Source organism: Cyanobium sp. Tous-M-B4 (assembly GCF_024345395.1).
In the GTDB taxonomy this organism is placed as follows: Bacteria; Cyanobacteriota; Cyanobacteriia; order PCC-6307; family Cyanobiaceae; genus Cyanobium_A.
Genome location: NZ_JAGQBA010000003.1, coordinates 351,561 through 365,916, shown reverse-complemented (window position 1 = coordinate 365,916; position 14,356 = coordinate 351,561). Strand labels below are relative to the sequence as shown.

Here is a 14,356-nt window from a genome sequence, read left to right as displayed (position 1 = left end):
CTGAAGAGGGTTGCCCTGCTACGGACTGCGCAGCATCCACAGGGACAACTCCTAATTGAAATGGAACGGGACTGACGGGATTCGAACCCGCAACTTCCGCCGTGACAGGGCGGTGCTCTAACCGGTTGAACTACAGTCCCAAGCAGCTTTTTGAGCTAACTGTGTCGCCGTGGCGACTCTGGAAGTATCCGTGATGGCCGGTCCGCTCGTCAACCAATTGGTTTAGGGCAGACCGGCATTGCGGACCGGCATTAAAGCCGCATGAATCTCAGGGCCTAAACCCTGCTGGCTCAATCAAACGAACCTGATTGCCTCGGGCTGTGAATTCACGACCTTGGTCGCTCTGCACAACCACCCTGCCACCGGATTTCACCCGGATCACCCGAGCTCGAACCCAGCCCAAAGCGGCTGATTCGAGCACCTTGACCACATCCCCGGGTTGTAAATCCAACTCCATGCTCAAACCAGCAAACTGCAAATTGGGGCATCGAACGCGCCGTGGAGGACTTGAACCCCCGACATCAGGTTTTGGAGACCTGCGTTCTACCAACTGAACTAACGGCGCATGGCCGATGCCCCGTAAATAGGAGGCCGCGGCTAATCAGCCAGCTGTCTAGAGGAATCCCAAGACGGCAGGCTGAAGTTGCGTTGGCAACCTCAGCGGTCGAAGCGTTGCTTGACGCGCGTGGCTTTACCCACCCGGTCGCGCAAGTAAAAGAGCTTCGCCCGACGCACCTTACCGCGGCGCTCCACATGCACGGAGGCAACTTGAGGACTGTGAAGCATGAAGACCCGCTCCACGCCAATGCCCTGGAAGATCCGGCGCACCGTGATGGTCTCGTTGAGGCCGCCATGGCGCTTAGCGATCACCACGCCCTCATAGGGCTGCACACGCTCCTTGTTGCCTTCGCGGATGCGCACACCCACCTTGACGGTATCGCCGACGTAAATGTCGGGCAGCTCGTCTTTCAATTGCTCTGCCTCAAAGGCCCGGATCAGCTCTTGGGCGCTGAGTTTGCCGGTTTTGGCCTTCGTGGCGGCCGGTTTTTCTTGCACCGCGGTGGCCGCAGGAGCTGCAGTGCTCACGGTGGCGTCAGCCACCTGATCAACCGCTTGATTTTCTGTCGACTCCGTTGCCATCTCAGCTCCGCTACGCCTAGCCAAAGATGCAGTGTACCGGCTCGAGGTGCCCCGATTGCTATTCCGCCTTTGCCACAGCGGTGCAGTCCCATTGGTAGCTTTCAGTTCTGCCCTACATCGCTGCCGGATAGCTGCCGGTGGGTCACTGCATGAATCTGTTTGCCGACCTACTGGCCAGCACCAAGGGCGCGGCGGTTGCCTCCCCCACCGTTGAAACCGGTCCACGCATTCAGAAGGGACGGCGCGGCGTTGAAATCAAGTCGGCCCGCGAGATCGACACCATGCGCAAGGCCAGCCGGATTGTGGCCACGGTGCTGCGCGAAATTCTGGAGCTGGCGGCTCCCGGCATGACCACCGGCGACCTCGATCGCCATGCCGAGAAGCGCATCCGCGAGATGGGTGCTACCCCCAGCTTCAAGGGGTATCACGGTTTCCCGGCCAGCATCTGTGCCTCAATCAACAACGAAGTGGTCCACGGCATTCCGAACAGCAAAAGGGTTATTCAGGCCGGCGATCTGGTGAAGATCGACACAGGTGCCTACTTCGACGGTTATCACGGCGACAGCTGCGTCAGCCTTTGTGTAGGCGGAGGCGCCACCGAGGAGGCCCAAACCCTCTGCCGGGTGGCCCAGGAATCGCTGATGCAAGGGCTGCGCCAGATCAAGGCGGGCAACACCCTGCTCGACATCGCCGGCGCCGTCCAAGACCACGTCGAGGCCCATGGTTTTGCGGTGGTGGAGGATTACACGGGCCATGGCGTCGGCCGCAATCTGCACGAGGAGCCCTCGGTGTTCAACTTCCGCACCCGAGATCTGCCCAACATGAAACTGCGCCCGGGCATGACCCTGGCGGTGGAGCCGATCCTCAATGCCGGCAGCAAGGCCTGCCGCACCCTCAAGGATCGCTGGACCGTGGTGACCGTTGATGGCAGCTGGTCGGCCCAGTGGGAGCACACCATCGCCGTAACAAGTGACGGTTGCGAAATCCTCACCGACCGCGATTTTTAGGACTGGCCTGGGCTCGGCCGCGTCAGCAGCTTGAAGTAGCCCCAACGCGCCAGGGTGCTTAGCGGCATCAACACGTAGGTGAGGGGGTTTGGGGTCACGATGATCAGGCTGAGCCCTAACCGGGCCTGGGCAACTACCTGATTGGCCACAAATCCCGGCCCCATCACCCCGATTGGGTTGAGGCTGGAGCGGAAGGGCCCCAGCACCAGCCGGCGGATGCGCAGGGGGCCGTTGGCACCAGCGAGATCCAGGGCACGCAGGCTTACCAAACTGCCTAATAGCCGTTTGCTCAATTCGTAGAGAGGGCTGAGGGCGGGCTGGATCTCCGCCTCCGAGGTGTTGATCCACACCTCAGGCTTGGGCCGCTCTGGGCGGGGGCTTTGTTGCACCACCTCGGCAAACAGCTCCATCAGTCGCCAGCTGCTCAGGGCATTCACCTCCAGGGCAAGCGCCGTGGCTGAGCGGCTGCGGAGCTGTAGCTGGTTGATGCCGTGGTTCAGCACCAGGATGTCTACCCGCTCCAGTAGCCCACGCAGCTCCTGCTCCTGGCCGCATTGCCAGCAGACCTGCTCTAGGGGAATCGCTGTGCCAGCAGGATCCACCAGCAGCAGGGGTTCGCTACTGCTGGTGAGGGCTACCAGCGAGGCGCCCTGCTGGGCTAGCTCCTGGAGCAGGGCCCGGCCCAGGCTGCCGCTCGCACCGGTAACCGCGATCCGGCATCCATCAAAATTGGTCATCTGGCTGGCATAAACTGATCCTGACGCGTCAGCATGGTTGGAATTGTTGACGGCAACGCCGCCTTAATGCCCACTGGCATGATCCCTGAGTCTGTTGCCCCCTTAGTGCCCCTATTTGCTCCCTACTGCGGTGGGCTAGGGCGGCTCATGTCTTTGGAGGGTGCCTTGGCGATACTGCTGGCGGGCGATTGGACCGGTAAGCGCCTGCTGCAGGGGGGGCGTAGCCACATGTTGCGGCTGAGCTGGAGTGGTGAAACAGCACCCCAGGAAGTTCTCCACTGCGATTTGATTTTTCCTGATTTACCAGAGGTGCAATACAGCTTTGAGTTGCCCTGTTACCAGCTGGTGCAGTGGTTCATGGATCGGGAAGGGGAGCAGTTGCCGGCGAGTTTTTGGCAATGGCTGCTGCTGGGTCAGCCGCCCCTTGCTACCGAAGCAGTGGGCAGCGCCGCCTAAATTTCGCTTCAAGACATCCCCCAGCGAGGTTGACCTATGGCCCCCACCTTGCTGATCGGCTCCTGCGAATCCTTCAGTGGTAAATCGGCGGTGGTGCTTGGTCTGGCCCGCCAACTGGCTCGCCAAGGGGTGCCGGTGCGTTTTGGCAAGCCCCTAGCCACCAGCCTCGATAGCCCGGCGGATGCTGCTAGCCAGGCGCCTCTGCTGGATGCCGATGTGCGTTTCATCGGCGCCACCCTGGGGCTTCCGGAAGCCAATCTGATTCCCTCGCTGCACGTGCTCGATCCGCTCACGGCAGAGCGGCGGCTGCTGCAGGGTGACTTGGATCCCGGCTCGGGCTTTGAGCAGCTGCGTCAGCAGCTGGCCGCCGCCAGCGACGGGCTAACCCTGCTGGAAGCCGCCGGCAGCTTGCATGAGGGACTGCTTTACGGTCTCAGCCTGGCCCAGCTAGCCCGGGGCTTGGAGGCATCGGTGTTGCTGGTGCATCCCTGGATCGATAGCTGCAGCATCGACCCGCTCCTGGCGGCTCAGGCCGAGTTGGGTGAGCATCTGGCGGGGGTGGTGCTCAATGCCGTTAAGCCGGGGCTTGTGGCCCAGCTTTGCGCTGAGGTTGTCCCTGCCTTAGAGCGCCTTGGTTTGCCGGTGCATGGCGTCATGCCCCAAAGCCCGCTGCTGCGCAGTGTCACGGTGGAGGAGCTGGCCCTCCGGCTCGGTGCCCAGGTGCTGTGCTGCCCGGAACGGCTCGATCTCCTGGTGGAAACCCTCTCGATTGGCGCCATGAACGTCAACTCGGCAATGGAGTTTTTCCGGCGCCGCCGCAACATGGCTGTGGTGACTGGCGCTGATCGCACCGATATTCAGCTGGCAGCCCTGGAGGCCTCAACCCAGTGCCTGATTCTCACGGGCGCTGGAGACCCCCTGCCCCAGCTGCTCAACCGGGCCGAGGAGCTTGAAGTGCCCCTGCTCAAGGTGGAGCACGACACCCTCACTACAGTGGAAGTGATTGAGCAGGCCTTTGGTCATGTGCGTCTGCACGAGGTGGTGAAGGCAAGCTTTGCCTTCCGGCTGGTGGAAGAGCATTGCAATTTCGAGCGCCTGTTTGCTCGGTTGCAGTTGCCCGCGTTAATGAAATAACGCTGCTAGTTTCAAAGGACTGGCAGGTGGCTACTGGTGTCCCGGTCCCTTGATCTTCCGTCGATTGATCGTATCGACACCCTGGCCCAGGAACTGGCGATGCTCCAGGACCGCAGCAAGCGTCGGATTGCAATTTTGGGCAGCCGCCACGTTCCCGTGGTTTCGATCCATCTGGTCGAATTAGTGGCGCGCTCCCTGGCCCAGGAGGGACACAATCTGATCACTTCCGGTTCTCAGGGCGTTAACGCGGCGGTTATTCGCAGCGTGCTGGAGATTGATCCGGCCAGGCTCACCGTGCTTTTGCCCCAGAGCCTTGATCGCCAGCCCGGAGAGTCTCGCGATCAATTGGAGCGAGTGCTGCATCTGGTGGAGAAGCCAGAACACGATGAGCTGCCCCTGCCGATGGCAAGCAGCCTCTGCAACCAAGACATCATCAGTCGTTGCGATCAGCTGATTTGTTACGCCTTCCACGACAGCGAAACCTTGCTAGCCAGCTGCCGGGTCGCGGAGGACATGGGCAAGGTTGTGAGCGTGATGTTCTTCGATTAAATCTGTTCGCTTAGCTGCCCAGCAGCGCTTTTAGGCCTTCGACGTAGAGCAAGCCGCTGCAGGTGAGGGCGCCAGCCCAGCACAGGCCGCGCAGCGCTGGCACGTTGCCCACATACATGCCGATGTAGGCCAGGCGCAACAGGGGATGGATCCAGGCCGCGGCGATCGCTACCGGGCTGCTGACACCAGCCACCAGGCACAGCAGGGCAGCTGGCGCGTGCAGGGTGAAGGCTTCAAAGCAGTTTTGATGCGCCCAAGCTGCCCGTTTCCCCCAGGCCGGCAGGCGATCAAACATTGCCCTGGGGGCGGCCAGGTCGGCCATCTGGAAATTGGCTTGGGATCGGGCGGCGCCCAGGGGCACGGTGCTGAACACCACCACGCCAGCTGCCAGCAGCAATGACCAGACGAAAGGGGCGAGGGTGGAGGTCATGAACTGCAGGCGCAATCGGTGCTTGGTCAGGCTGACAGGCCGCCCCTACGATCCGTGAACGCTTCCGACCTCCAAACTGCGCCCCATGGCCGACACCTATTCCTTCGATGTGGTGAGCGATTTCGATCGCCAGGAGCTCGTCAACACCATCGATCAGGTGCGCCGCGACGTGGGCACCCGCTACGACCTCAAGGATTCCAACACCGAAATCGAGATGGAGGAGACGAGCCTCACCATCACCACCGCCAGCGACATGACCCTCCAGGCCGTGGAGGACGTGTTGCGCCAGAAGGCAACCAAGCGCAACCTCTCGCTGAAGATTTTTGACTTTCAGAGCCCAGAGCCCGTGGGGGGCAACCGGGTCAAGCAGGTGGTGAAACTGCGCAAAGGGTTGAGCTCTGAGCTGGCCAAGCAGCTCAGCAAAACCGTGCGCGACGAGCTCAAGAAGGTGACCGTTTCGATCCAGGGCGAGAGCCTGCGGATCACCGGCAAAAACAAAGACGACCTGCAGCAGGCGATCAACCTGCTCAAGGCCCAGGACGTGGAAGTGCCTTTGCAGTTTGAAAACTACCGCTGAGCCGGTGCAGCCGGTCTGCTCCGCCCCTGGCTGGCGGTTCTGGATTGATCGGGGTGGCACCTTCACAGACGTGGTGGGCTGCAACCCCGTCGGCGAGCTGGTGGTGCGCAAGGTGCTGTCTGTGCAGCCGGAGTGCCCGGGCGACCCGGCCGTGCGGGCGATCGGTGCCGTGCTGGGCCTGGACCCTGGCCACCAACTGCCGCTGGGATTGGTACGGGAGGTGAGGCTCGGCACCACCGTTGCCACCAATGCCTTGCTCGAGCAGCGCGGCGCCGGGGTGGTGCTGCTCATCAACCGCGGCTTTGCCGACCTGCTCAGCATCGGCGACCTGCACCGCCCCGACCTCTTTGCCCTGGCCATTCAGCGTCCCAATCCCCTGCGGGTGCGGGTCCTGGAGGTGGAGGGGCGGCTGGATGCGCAGGGGTTCGAGCTTGCACCGCTCCAGTGGCGAGAGGATTTGCAGCAGCAGCTGCTGCAAGCGCAGGCCGACGGCTACAGCAGTTGCGCGGTGGCCCTGCTGCACAGCACCCGCAATTCCAGCCAGGAGCTGCAGCTGGAGCAGTGGCTCGCACCCCTGGGCTTCGAGGCCGTGGTGCTCTCCCACCGGCTCAGTAGCCAGCCCCGGCTGGTGCCCCGCGGCCAGACCGCCCTGGTGGAGGCGGCGGTGGCGCCGGTGCTGGGCCGCTACCTGCGCCAGGTGCAGCTGGCCTTGGGACCAGCAACCCGGCTGCGGGTGATGCGATCCAGTGGGGCTCTGGCAGCGCCTGAGCTGCTGCTGGCCAAAGACACGATCCTCTCGGGGCCGGCCGGAGGCATGGTGGGCGCCGTGGCCGTGGGCAGGAGGGCCCTTGCTGCCGCTGGGCTGCCGCCTCAGCCGATTGTTGGTTTCGACATGGGTGGCACCTCCACCGATGTGTTCCATTTCGATGACCGCTGCCTCTCAAACGCTGGCGGTGATCTGGCCTGGGAGCGCAGCCCTGCCACCGAGATCGCTGGGTTGGAATTGCAAGCTCCGATGTTGCCGATTCACACCGTGGCTGCTGGCGGCGGGTCGGTGTTGCGCTTTGACGGCAGGCGGCTGCAGGTTGGGCCCGTTTCTGCAGGAGCTGATCCCGGTCCGGCGGCTTACCGCCGCGGCGGGCCGCTCACCATCACCGATGCCAACGTGCTGCTCGGCCGTCTGCCGCTTGCCGCCCTGCCAGCGGTGTTTGGCCCCAAGGGCGACCAAGCCGCTGATGGGGAAGCGGTGCGGCGAGGGTTTGCGGAGCTGGCGCTTGAGATGGCCTCGGTGGCACCTGGGATTAGTCCGGAGCGGCTGGCGGCAGGGGCCCTGCAGATCGCCATTGAAACGATGGCAGAAGCCCTGCGCCGCATCTCGATCCAACGCGGCCACGACCTGCGCCAGGCCCTGTTGGTGAGCTACGGCGGGGCTGGCGGTCAGCATGCCTGCCGCCTGGCCGAGGTGCTGGCTGTGACGCGGGTGTTGCTCCACCCCTTGGCGGGGGTGCTTTCCGCCTATGGCCTCGGCATGGCCGAGCAGAGGCTGCTGCTGGAGTGCTCGCCGCGGTTGCCGCTGCGCTCCGACAACCTGCCCCAGCTGCGTCAGCGCTGCGCCGAGCTGGAGCAGCAGGGGCTCGCCGACCTGCGCCGGCTGGGGGATTTGGCCGAGGGGGCAACAGGCCGGATTGGGGTGCAGCTGGAGCTGCGGGCCGCCGGCAGTGAGCGGGGTCTGGAGGTGGCGTGGTTGCCAGACGAGCAAGGGGTGGAAGACCTGCAGCGTGCTTTTAGCGCCGCCCATCTGCAGCGCTTCGGCTATCGCCCGGTGGGCGAAGATTGGATCGTGGAGCGCCTGCTGGTGGAGCTGGCTCCCCCGGCGGTGGTTGGAGGGCAGGCTGTTGCTGGAGGCCAGGCGGTGGCTGGAGGGCAGGCGGAGACTGGAGCTGTTGCTGCAGCCCCGCTTGCCCCAACCACTCCCCTGTGGCTGGGCGAGGCGGCTGGCTGGCAGCCGGTGCCGCTGTGGCAGCGCTCCCAGCTGCAGCCCCAGCAACGGCTCGCGGGTCCAGCCCTGGTTGTCGATGCGACCACCACCACCGTGCTGGAGCCCGGCTGGCAAGCCCTGGTGCTAGCCGATGGAGCCCTGCTGTTGGAGCGGGAAGGCGCGGCGGCGGCCAGCAGCGGGGTTGGCCAGGCTGGTGACCAGGCTGTTCAACATGTGGAGCAGGGGCCCGATCCCACCCTGCTTGAGCTCTACAACCACCGCTTTGCGGCCATCGCCGAACAGATGGGTGGGCGGCTGCAGCAGAGCGCCCGCTCGGTGAACATCCGCGAGCGGCTCGATTTCTCCTGCGCCCTCTTCGATGCTGCGGGTCAGCTGGTAGCCAATGCCCCCCATATCCCGGTGCACCTTGGTTCGATGGGCGACAGCGTGGTCAGCCTGCTTGCGGCCATCGCCCGGGGCGAGCGCGCCCCATTGGCTTCTGGCGATGTGGTGCTGTCAAACAATCCCTACAACGGTGGCACCCACCTTCCAGACATCACCGCCATTACGCCGGTTTTTGTCCCTGGCTTGGGCGACTCCCAGGCTGGGGCCCCTTTGTTTTTTGTGGCCTGCCGCGGCCACCACGCCGATGTGGGCGGCATCACCCCTGGCTCGATGCCGGCCTTCAGTCGCAGCATCGACGATGAGGGCCTGCTACTCGACAACGTGCCCTTTTTGAGAAATGGCAACTTTGATGAGTCGCTGTGGCGGCAGCGACTAGCCGCAGGTAGCCATCCAGTGCGCAACCCCGACCAGTTGCTTGCCGATCTGCAGGCCCAGGCGGCGGCTAATCGGCTGGGTGTTCAGGAGCTGGGGCGCTTGATTGAGCGCCATGGCCTCGAAGAGGTGCGGGCCTACATGGCCCACGGGCAGGCCCACGCTGCAGAGGCGGTTGGTCGGGCGCTTGCGCACCTAAGCGACGGGTCCGCCCGGGTGGAGCTCGACCACGGCGCCTTCATCCAGGTAGCTGTTCGCATCGACGCTGAGGCTCGCCGGGTTCAGGTTGATTTCAGCGGCACCTCGCCCCAGCACAGCGGCAATCTCAACGCCCCTTTAGCCGTAACCAAGGCGGTGGTGCTCTACGTGTTTCGCTGCTTGGTGGGTGAACAGATCCCCCTCAATGCCGGTTGCTTTGAGCCGATCGAGCTGATCGTGCCTCCGGGCTCCCTGCTGCATCCCAATCCACCGGCGGCGGTGGTTGCCGGCAATGTGGAAATCTCCCAAGCGGTAGCCAACGCTCTGTTTGCGGCGCTGGGGGTGCAAGCCGCCGCCCAGGGCACGATGAACAACCTCAGCTTTGGCAATGGCCAATGCCAGTACTACGAAACGATCGGTGGAGGCAGCGGTGCTGGCATCCGCCCCGGTGGTGCCGGCTTTGACGGGGCGGCCGCTGTGCAGAGCCACATGACCAACTCCCGTATCACCGACCCGGAAATTTTGGAAACGCGCTTTCCGGTGCGGCTGGAGCGCTTTGGGATCCGGGCCGGATCGGGCGGGGATGGGCGGTTTCGTGGCGGCGATGGGGCGGTGCGGCAGTTACGTTTTTTGGCCCCGATGACCGTTGCCTTGATCTCTGGTGCGCGGCGGGTGGCTCCCGCGGGGTTGGCCGGCGGGCTGCCGGGCGCCTGCGGCCGCAACACCTGGATCGGTGTTGATGGCTCGAGCCGGCAGCTCGACGGCTGCTGCGAGCTGGAGCTCCAGCCCGGTGAAGCCCTGCGCATTGAGACCCCCGGCGGTGGCGGCTACGGCGCCCCCAGCAGGCCATGAGCGCTGTTGTCGTTAAGTGGCCGAATCGGTTGAAATGGTCGAGGCTAGCGCTGGTGGCGGTGCTGGCTTCGCCAGCCCAGGCAGAGGTGCTGCAGGAGCGCAGCCAGCGCTTCCACCCCCAGTGGTCTGCCGCCGGCATGGTGGCCAGCCAGGAGCGCTGGGCATCCCAAGCAGGCGCTGAGATCCTGGCCAGCGGCGGCAATGCGGTGGATGCGGCGGTGGCCACGGCCTTTGCCCTGGCGGTCACCCTGCCCCAGGCGGGCAACCTGGGCGGCGGTGGTTTTTTGTTGCTGTGGCTACCCGGGCCATCACCGGCTGCGGGCCGGGGCTGCCCCACCCCCCCGGAGCTGCGCCTTGGCCGCGGCACGGCGGTGGCCGTGAACTTTCGCGAGACGGCGCCCCTAGCAGCCACCGCTGAGATGTTCCTCGGCCCCGAAGGCGAGGTGGATCGTGAGCGGGCCACCCGCAGCCTGTTGAGTGTGGCCGTGCCTGGCAGCCCAGCCGGTCTGTTGCTGAGCCAGCGCTGCTATGGCCGGCTCTCTCGGGCCGCGGTGATGGCGCCGGCGATCCGCCTTGCCAGCCGCGGTTTTCCTGTGGGCAAGGAACTGGCCGATTCCCTGCGCCAGGCCACATCCCTGCTGCAGTCAGACCCCACCTCCAGCCAGCTGTTTCTCAAGCGCCCCCTGCGACCTGCCCAGCTGTGGCGCCAGCCCCTGCTTGCCGCCAGCCTGCGGCGCATCGCCGCCCAGGGCGAGCCGGGCTTCTACGAGGGTCCGATCGCTGACGCATTGGTGACCTTGATGCGCCAACGGGGCGGTCTGATTCGCCATGCCGACCTCAAGGGCTACCGGGCCCAGCTGGTGCGCCCCCTGCAGGTGAGATTCCGCAACCATCCCGTGCTCACCATGCCGCCCCCCAGTGGTGGTGGGGTCACCCTGGTGCAGTTGCTCCAGGTGCTCGAGCCCATGCCCCTGGCCGAGCTGGGTCTCAACAGTGCCGCCAGCCTGCACCGGATGGTGGAGGCGATGAACCTCGCCTATCGCGATCGCAACCACTGGCTAGGCGATCCCGACCAGGTGGCGATGCCGTTGGAGCGCTTGCTTAGTGCGGCCCATGCGCAGCGGTTGAGGGCCCAGATTCAGCTTCAGCGCCATCGCCCCGCTAGCGAGCTAGCGGACCAGGGCTTCCAGGGTGGCGGCACCAACACCACCCACCTTTCAGTGGCCGACCCTCAGGGCGGGCTGGTGGCCCTCACCACCACCCTCAACTTCGCCTACGGCAGTGGCATCAGCGTTCCTGGTGCCGGTTTCCTGCTCAACAACGAGATGGACGACTTCACCGCCAAGCCCGGCGTGGCCAATGCCTACGGCCTAGTGCAGGGCAGCGCTAACGCCATCGCCCCGGGCAAGCGACCCCTGAGCTCGATGACGCCCACCTTGGTGTTTCGCCCCGATGGCAGGCCCTGGCTGGCTACCGGCAGCCCTGGCGGCAGCCGCATCATCACAACGGTGTTGCAAGTGCTGCTCAACCGCCTGGTGCACGGCTTGAACTTGGCCTCAGCCGTGGCCAGCCCCCGCATCCACTCCCAGCTCTGGCCCGATCAGATCAGCGTGGAGCAGGGACTCAGCCCTGACACCGTGGGGTTACTGGAGGCGAAAGGCCACCGAGTAGTTGTTACGGCCGCTATGGGATCGGCAAACAGCGTTGAGGTGTTGCCGGAGGGCGGCAGCTTGGGGGTGGCTGATCCCCGCCGCCTCGATGCGGCGGCCATTGGCGAGCTGCCGCTCAACTGGCCGGCTGGCTTGGTGGGGCCGTGAGCAGGTTGATGGCGGAAAACGCCATGCCAATGCCAAACAACATGCCGATGGCCCAGATGCTGTCGGAGGGCCACTCGGCAATCAGCATGCCGCCGAGTACGGCGGTGACTATGCCGTCAATCAGCACTAAGCCGCGGGCCGCTCCCTGGCCGGTGGCCGCGGCGGCTAGCTCCATTACGCCCTCAAAAGCAAGCAGAAAGCCGACAAACAGCGTCAAGCTCACCTCACTGGCAACTGGGAATGCCAGCACCCATATGCCGCCGCCCAGATAAAGCAGGCCTGAGAACAGGCGGAAGATTTTTCCTTTGATATCGGCTTCGCCAGTGAGACGCAGTATTTGGGACACTCCGGCAATCACCGATACGGCCCCAACGGCGATGGTGAGCAAGGTGGCCGAGACAAATGGCAGCACCACTGACAGCCCGGCAGCAGCAAACAGCAGGGCTGCGGTGACCCAGCGCAGGGCGGGAGAAGCGGGAACTGTCACCGATATAAAAGCAGTTAGTCAGCAACTTTAATCGCCGCGCAACAAGGGCTGGCTGTCAGGAAATGCTCATTGCTATGTAGCAAAGCATCACAGCTTTAGGCGTTGCTGGATGGCTCTCTCCAGCGTGGAGATCAATCGTGATTGGTATGGGCACCATGCTTGAGCTGCTACCGCCGCTCAACGACCACAACCTCCCTTGGATGGACACCATCCATCCGATCGTTGTGCACTTTGTGATCGCCATGGGGCTGATTACCTTTGTATTTGATCTCATCGGAGTTGTAACTCGCCGGCCAGCTCTGTTTGAGGTCAGCTTTTGGAATCTTCTTTTTGCCACAGCCGCTATCTTTGTGGCAATTATGTTTGGCCAGATTGAAGCGGGGTTGGCCAATCCCTATGGCGCCTCCCGCGACATTCTCAATCTGCACAGCACGATCGGTTGGTCGTTGGCTGGGGTGTTGTCGCTGATGTCGGGCTGGCGTTATGTAATACGCAGTAAGGACCCCCAGCAGTTGCCATTGGCATTTCTTGGCGCTGGTGGGCTGCTCAGTGCCCTGATCGTTTTGCAGGTCACCCTTGGTAATCAGTTGATCTGGGTGTACGGCCTGCACACAGTGCCGGTGGTGCAAGCCATGCGCTCAGGGCTGGTGTGATGGCTGCCTTCATTCCGGCGGGCTCACCGATTGAGCAGTTGGCAGCTGATCTTGGGCCCAACGGGCTTCCCTATGCCCTGCCAATTCATCCAAACCTGGTGCATTTCACGATCGGTCTGTTCGTTATTGCCATCGCCTTCGATATTGCCGGCGCCCTATATCCGGTGGAGAAGCGGGTGTTTCGCTTTCTAGCCCTGCCCGTAACCCGCGGGGGCTTCCACGATGTGGGTTGGTACAACCTGCTGGCCTGCTCCATCGTTACCTTCTTCACGGTGGCTGCCGGCTTCTACGAAATGCTGCTGGCAGTGCCCCTGCCCGGAGTCACCAGCAGCATCGGACTGCAGAGCATGGAGACGATGCTTGTGCATGGCGTCGGTGGGGTTGTGATCCTGCTGGTGATCGTCGCCATGACGGTGTGGCGCGGCTATCAGCGCTTTGTCTGGCGCCGTGACATGGGGCGTCAGGTGCAGTGGCTCTACCTGCTGGTGGGCCTGGGGTTATTTCTTGTGATCGGGCTGCACGGCACCCTCGGCGCCGAGCTTGCAGCTGAATTCGGTGTTCACATCACCGCCGACCAACTTCTTGCCGCTGGCGCTGATCTCACCGAGGCCCTGCCGTGAGTAACTCCTCTGACCGCTCCCGCCCACCAATCAGCAGCGCCGGCTTGGCCGGCTTGCTGGCTTGGATTGGGCTGTTGGTGGCCTTGAGCTGGTGGATGGCCCAGCAGGCATATCGCTGGTTGCCTGTGCAGGCCTCGACCGCAGCACCACTGGTGGATGGGCTGTTCAGCTTTGAAACGGGCATCGGTACGTTTGTGTTTGGGGGGGTGGTGTCGGTGATGGCTTGGGTGCTGATTAAGCACCGCGCCGAGAAATACGACGAGAGCGATGCGGAGCCGATTGAGGGAAATACCCGGCTCGAGGTGATCTGGACGGTCATTCCCTTACTGCTGGTGATGGCTATCGCGGTTTACGCCATGCGCGTCAACACCAAACTCGGAGTTCTTGGGCCGATGGAGCACATCCATTTGGCTAATCCGGTGGAAGACCAGGGGGGCTACGCCGCCGATCGCTTGCCGGCCGAGCAGGTGGAGGTGATTGCCCGCCAGTGGTCTTGGGAATTTAGCTATCCAAGCGTCAATGTTTCCACCACCGAGCTGCATCTGCCGGTTGATCAGCCCGTCAGCTTCCGTTTGGTGTCAGACGACGTAATTCATGGCTTTTACATTCCAGCTTTCCGCCTCAAGCAGGACGTAATCCCTGGCCGGGCGATCAACTTCAATCTCACGCCAACGCGGCAGGGGCGCTACCGCCTGCGCGATTCCCAGTTCAGTGGCACCTGGTTTGCCGCCAACCAGGCCGATGTGGTGGTCGAGAGCCCCGAGGCTTACCAGGCTTGGCTGAAGAACGCCGCTAGCCAGCCGTTGCAGCCTGGTTTAAGTGATGCAGTAATCGAATACGGCGAGCGCAAACAGCTCAAAAACCCAGGCTGGGCCACCGTGCCACCAGCCCCACCGCCCCAGGTGAACGTTCCCGGATCCAACTCCCTGCCGCACGACGCCTGA

14 protein-coding genes and 2 tRNA genes are annotated in these 14,356 nt (G+C 63.7%); 10 read left to right on the top strand and 6 right to left on the bottom strand.

The window, feature by feature from the left end:
• Positions 1-66 precede the first annotated feature (66 nt).
• The 3 genes from KBY73_RS08255 to rplS all read right to left on the bottom strand — a co-directional run bounded on the left by KBY73_RS08255 (position 67) and on the right by rplS (position 1,140).
• Positions 67-140 (bottom strand) — tRNA-Asp (locus KBY73_RS08255).
• Positions 141-492: 352 nt separating this feature from the next.
• Positions 493-565, bottom strand: a tRNA-Trp gene (locus KBY73_RS08250).
• Between the two features lie 92 nt (positions 566-657).
• Positions 658-1,140 carry a 50S ribosomal protein L19 gene (gene rplS, locus KBY73_RS08245; protein WP_254936595.1) on the bottom strand — a complete coding sequence of 161 codons (483 nt, stop codon included), beginning with the start codon at positions 1,138-1,140 and terminating at the stop codon, positions 658-660.
• Between the two features lie 149 nt (positions 1,141-1,289).
• Between rplS and map the strand changes: the two genes are divergently transcribed.
• Positions 1,290-2,147 carry a type I methionyl aminopeptidase gene (gene map, locus KBY73_RS08240; protein ID WP_254936594.1) on the top strand — a complete coding sequence of 286 codons (858 nt, stop codon included), beginning with the start codon at positions 1,290-1,292 and terminating at the stop codon, positions 2,145-2,147.
• Here the strand turns inward: map and KBY73_RS08235 are convergent.
• The gene (locus tag KBY73_RS08235) at positions 2,144-2,884 is read right to left on the bottom strand and encodes an NAD-dependent epimerase/dehydratase family protein (RefSeq protein ID WP_254936593.1); all 741 of its coding nucleotides are present in this window, start codon (positions 2,882-2,884) and stop codon (positions 2,144-2,146) included. The two genes, map and KBY73_RS08235, sit on opposite strands and share 4 nt — an antisense overlap.
• Before the next feature lie 78 nt (positions 2,885-2,962).
• On the opposite strand from KBY73_RS08235, the gene ebsA reads away from it, so the two are divergent.
• Genes ebsA through KBY73_RS08220 form a run of 3 tightly spaced genes read left to right on the top strand, consistent with a single transcriptional unit; the run spans position 2,963 to position 5,023 of the window.
• Complete coding sequence (gene ebsA / locus KBY73_RS08230; RefSeq protein WP_254936592.1) at positions 2,963-3,340, top strand: type IV pilus biogenesis protein EbsA; 378 nt, start codon at positions 2,963-2,965, stop codon at positions 3,338-3,340.
• Positions 3,341-3,376: 36 nt separating this feature from the next.
• Positions 3,377-4,474 (top strand): phosphotransacetylase family protein, encoded by a 1,098-nt coding sequence (locus tag KBY73_RS08225; protein ID WP_254936591.1) that lies wholly within the window; start codon positions 3,377-3,379, stop codon positions 4,472-4,474.
• Positions 4,475-4,510: 36 nt separating this feature from the next.
• Positions 4,511-5,023, top strand: a complete 513-nt coding sequence (locus tag KBY73_RS08220; RefSeq protein WP_254931240.1) for a DNA-protecting protein DprA — start codon at positions 4,511-4,513, stop codon at positions 5,021-5,023.
• Positions 5,024-5,033: 10 nt separating this feature from the next.
• On the opposite strand, the gene KBY73_RS08215 is transcribed toward KBY73_RS08220, so the two are convergent.
• Positions 5,034-5,453 carry an MAPEG family protein gene (locus KBY73_RS08215; RefSeq protein WP_254936590.1) on the bottom strand — a complete coding sequence of 140 codons (420 nt, stop codon included), beginning with the start codon at positions 5,451-5,453 and terminating at the stop codon, positions 5,034-5,036.
• 85 nt (positions 5,454-5,538) lie between these two features.
• Here KBY73_RS08215 and KBY73_RS08210 point away from each other — a divergent pair, with 85 nt between their 5' ends.
• Genes KBY73_RS08210 through ggt form a run of 3 tightly spaced genes read left to right on the top strand, consistent with a single transcriptional unit; the run spans position 5,539 to position 11,652 of the window.
• Positions 5,539-6,030 (top strand): YajQ family cyclic di-GMP-binding protein, encoded by a 492-nt coding sequence (locus tag KBY73_RS08210; RefSeq protein ID WP_254936589.1) that lies wholly within the window; start codon positions 5,539-5,541, stop codon positions 6,028-6,030.
• Complete coding sequence (locus KBY73_RS08205) at positions 6,014-9,835, top strand: hydantoinase B/oxoprolinase family protein (RefSeq protein WP_254936588.1); 3,822 nt, start codon at positions 6,014-6,016, stop codon at positions 9,833-9,835. The genes KBY73_RS08210 and KBY73_RS08205 overlap by 17 nt, the downstream gene beginning before the upstream one ends.
• A gap of 29 nt (positions 9,836-9,864) precedes the next feature.
• Positions 9,865-11,652, top strand: a complete 1,788-nt coding sequence (gene ggt / locus KBY73_RS08200; protein ID WP_315858413.1) for a gamma-glutamyltransferase — start codon at positions 9,865-9,867, stop codon at positions 11,650-11,652.
• Here ggt and KBY73_RS08195 read toward each other — a convergent pair.
• Positions 11,621-12,139 (bottom strand): HdeD family acid-resistance protein, encoded by a 519-nt coding sequence (locus KBY73_RS08195; RefSeq protein WP_254936586.1) that lies wholly within the window; start codon positions 12,137-12,139, stop codon positions 11,621-11,623. The two genes, ggt and KBY73_RS08195, sit on opposite strands and share 32 nt — an antisense overlap.
• 155 nt (positions 12,140-12,294) lie before the next feature.
• Here KBY73_RS08195 and KBY73_RS08190 point away from each other — a divergent pair, with 155 nt between their 5' ends.
• The 3 genes from KBY73_RS08190 to KBY73_RS08180 are packed head-to-tail and all read left to right on the top strand — an operon-like array spanning position 12,295 to position 14,356.
• The gene (locus KBY73_RS08190; RefSeq protein WP_254936666.1) at positions 12,295-12,792 is read left to right on the top strand and encodes a DUF2231 domain-containing protein; all 498 of its coding nucleotides are present in this window, start codon (positions 12,295-12,297) and stop codon (positions 12,790-12,792) included.
• On the top strand, positions 12,792-13,412 hold the full coding sequence (locus tag KBY73_RS08185; RefSeq protein ID WP_254936585.1) for a DUF2231 domain-containing protein: 621 nt from the start codon (positions 12,792-12,794) through the stop codon (positions 13,410-13,412). Before KBY73_RS08190 ends, KBY73_RS08185 begins: the two co-directional genes overlap by 1 nt.
• Positions 13,409-14,356 carry a cytochrome c oxidase subunit II gene (locus KBY73_RS08180; protein WP_254936584.1) on the top strand — a complete coding sequence of 316 codons (948 nt, stop codon included), beginning with the start codon at positions 13,409-13,411 and terminating at the stop codon, positions 14,354-14,356. The genes KBY73_RS08185 and KBY73_RS08180 overlap by 4 nt, the downstream gene beginning before the upstream one ends.

What these genes read in the sequence shown, in the direction of transcription:
- rplS (WP_254936595.1), bottom strand. Translation starts at nt 1,140, where the DNA reads ATGGCAACGGAGTCGACAGAAAATCAAGCGGTTGATCAGGTGGCTGAC.
- map (WP_254936594.1), top strand. Translation starts at nt 1,290, where the DNA reads ATGAATCTGTTTGCCGACCTACTGGCCAGCACCAAGGGCGCGGCGGTT.
- KBY73_RS08235 (WP_254936593.1), bottom strand. Translation starts at nt 2,884, where the DNA reads ATGACCAATTTTGATGGATGCCGGATCGCGGTTACCGGTGCGAGCGGC.
- ebsA (WP_254936592.1), top strand. Translation starts at nt 2,963, where the DNA reads ATGATCCCTGAGTCTGTTGCCCCCTTAGTGCCCCTATTTGCTCCCTAC.
- KBY73_RS08225 (WP_254936591.1), top strand. Translation starts at nt 3,377, where the DNA reads ATGGCCCCCACCTTGCTGATCGGCTCCTGCGAATCCTTCAGTGGTAAA.
- KBY73_RS08215 (WP_254936590.1), bottom strand. Translation starts at nt 5,453, where the DNA reads ATGACCTCCACCCTCGCCCCTTTCGTCTGGTCATTGCTGCTGGCAGCT.
- KBY73_RS08210 (WP_254936589.1), top strand. Translation starts at nt 5,539, where the DNA reads ATGGCCGACACCTATTCCTTCGATGTGGTGAGCGATTTCGATCGCCAG.
- KBY73_RS08190 (WP_254936666.1), top strand. Translation starts at nt 12,295, where the DNA reads ATGCTTGAGCTGCTACCGCCGCTCAACGACCACAACCTCCCTTGGATG.
- KBY73_RS08185 (WP_254936585.1), top strand. Translation starts at nt 12,792, where the DNA reads ATGGCTGCCTTCATTCCGGCGGGCTCACCGATTGAGCAGTTGGCAGCT.